2 protein-coding genes and 1 pseudogene are annotated in these 2,113 nt (G+C 33.4%); all 3 read right to left on the minus strand.

The window, feature by feature from the left end:
- Positions 1-53: 53 nt before the first annotated feature.
- Positions 54-188 (minus strand): annotated as a pseudogene (locus HX884_RS27430) (site-specific integrase); the annotation flags it as partial.
- 1 nt (position 189) lies between these two features.
- Entirely contained in the window at positions 190-1,395 is a 1,206-nt protein-coding gene (locus tag HX884_RS26195; RefSeq protein WP_178329018.1) for a site-specific integrase, read from the minus strand.
- Between the two features lie 381 nt (positions 1,396-1,776).
- The gene (locus HX884_RS26200) at positions 1,777-1,980 is read right to left on the minus strand and encodes an AlpA family transcriptional regulator (protein ID WP_016190490.1); all 204 of its coding nucleotides are present in this window, start codon (positions 1,978-1,980) and stop codon (positions 1,777-1,779) included.
- Positions 1,981-2,113 lie beyond the last annotated feature (133 nt).

Consider the following 2,113-nt stretch of genomic DNA (forward strand, 5'->3'; position numbering starts at 1 on the left):
TGCGTGATCTGATCCTTCAACTCAGCAAAAGTTCGATTTATTCAACAAAGTCGCATTATATCTACAACTTTATGAGGGTATACGCAGTTTTCTTTATCAAGTTGCCATTTCTTATCTGACAGTTTGAAACTATATCTATTCATCTTAGCAAAAAAAATTTGCTCACTTTCAATACATTTGAGTTCCACATTAAACCCCACTAATTATTTTACTTACTGATTTATAGACCTTTAGGACGACATCCTTCTCTTGTTGGGATATATATTTAAAATTGTATCTATCACACATGATTGACTCCTTTGACCAACCCATTAGATAATTCCTTAAATCTTTCCTTCTACTATATTCTAATTCAGCGCCTTCTATTCCTTTAGAATACATATAATTCCAAGAGTGCCTTAACCTATGACCTGAAAGATTATATAGCTTTGGACTTGCTCGTTTCAGTGTTGATATCACCTTCTCATAAGCTGAAATGCTTAAGGGTTCTCCTGCGTTTTTTCCGGTGCAATGAGCCACCAATAAGAAATTATGCTTTTTCCTTTTTGTCATTTTTTCCCTGCTATTGCTTATGTAATCAAAAATTTCACTGGCTAACTCATCAGATAACGGAATAACCCTTTCTCCAGTCTTTACTAATGGTTGATAAGATCTTCCATCTTCTTTTGAATCATGTCTTCTGAGTACACTTAAAGTGTTGTCTCTGAGATCAAAATCATCTATTTTAAGATTGAGCAACTCTCCAGCCCTTAAACCTAAATTTAAGAGCAAGGTAAATATTAGTCTGTTCCTGACCTGTACTTCCTTATGGAAAGGGTTTTCAATCCCGCCAATTTCCAATAGACGGAAAAGCACATTGATCTCTTCTTCATTTAACGATTTTTCAGATATTTCATTCGTATTCAATGAACTGTTTCTTGGAATATGTGCTCTGATACTTTCAATAAATACTTCTACTTCATACTTTGCATGAATCCCCTTTGACGAATGAACTAATCCACATAACCACTCAAGGTAGCGTGAAAAAACGTGTACTCTATAACTAAAGGTTCGCTTCGCAATAAACTTATTACTTGCTGATTTTATCTTTATAATTTTTTGTCTATCGAATCTTTGTTTCGCATATCTTACCAGATCATCTATTTCTGCAACACTGAGATACTTTTTAAGCTCAATTCTCTCAACTATATTAATTTTCCTACTATCTAAGAAATTACTAAAAATTAGTAAGTTAGTTGCAACTATTTCCATAGTTGAGGCGGTTGCGCCTCTATTTCTTATGTCTGTAGTAAGAAATAGATTTTGATAGTAAACTGGTAGATTACTATTTTTATCCAGGATCAGGCATCCTCGCTCCCCATTACTCATGATGAATTTCTTTACTTTATATCCCATTTTGACCTCATTCTTTACAAATTAATATCACTCTCACTTATTAAATATATTCCAATTCAAAATAATTCAAATTTTTTACAATGACTTTAGTTTATTTGGTATATATATTAATGGCTTGAAAAAATTTATTTGACGTCAAATAAACAGGTACGGCTAGTAAATGGTATCCATACCCGATATTAAGAAAATCAACTCTAAGTCTTATAGCAAAAGCTCTGCCAGAAAAAAGGTAAAGAATTACGTCAAATATATTCTTTTTTTCAGATGCAAACTTTACAAAGCCTCGTTGTTTCAAACTCACTACGTAAACTCACAAAATCTGTAAATTTCTTTTTCTTAATACATTATCAAAAGTTAAAAATAGATGAAGCAGCATTTCTGTTAAGCGACATGCTTTCTTGAATTTTCGATAATTAATTGAATCCATTCATCGATTTCGCTTTCGACAAAAGCGGTAGCACGAACACCGATCTTTACTGGCTGTGGAAACCTATTTTGGCTGATAAGACGATAGATCCACGCTTTACCAAATCCAGTTTTCTTCATGACTTCTGGTAAACGGATGAGACGAGCTTGATTTTCCATATGTATGTCCTCTGTTGTTTCTACAGGGATACAGTACAAATGAATTTCGAATGGATGAAGCGAGATTACGAACACCAGAGGACTTTGTTGAATAAATCGAACTTTTGCTGAGTTGAAGGATCAGATCACGCAT

The sequence above is a fragment of the Enterobacter sp. SECR19-1250 genome, from assembly GCF_013391025.1.
GTDB classification, from domain to species: domain Bacteria; phylum Pseudomonadota; class Gammaproteobacteria; order Enterobacterales; family Enterobacteriaceae; genus Enterobacter; species Enterobacter cloacae.

Bases quoted from the DNA above. Each gene is read 5' to 3' on its own strand.
- HX884_RS26200 (WP_016190490.1), bottom strand. From the start codon at position 1,980: ATGGAAAATCAAGCTCGTCTCATCCGTTTACCAGAAGTCATGAAGAAA.
- HX884_RS26195 (WP_178329018.1), bottom strand. From the start codon at position 1,395: ATGGGATATAAAGTAAAGAAATTCATCATGAGTAATGGGGAGCGAGGA.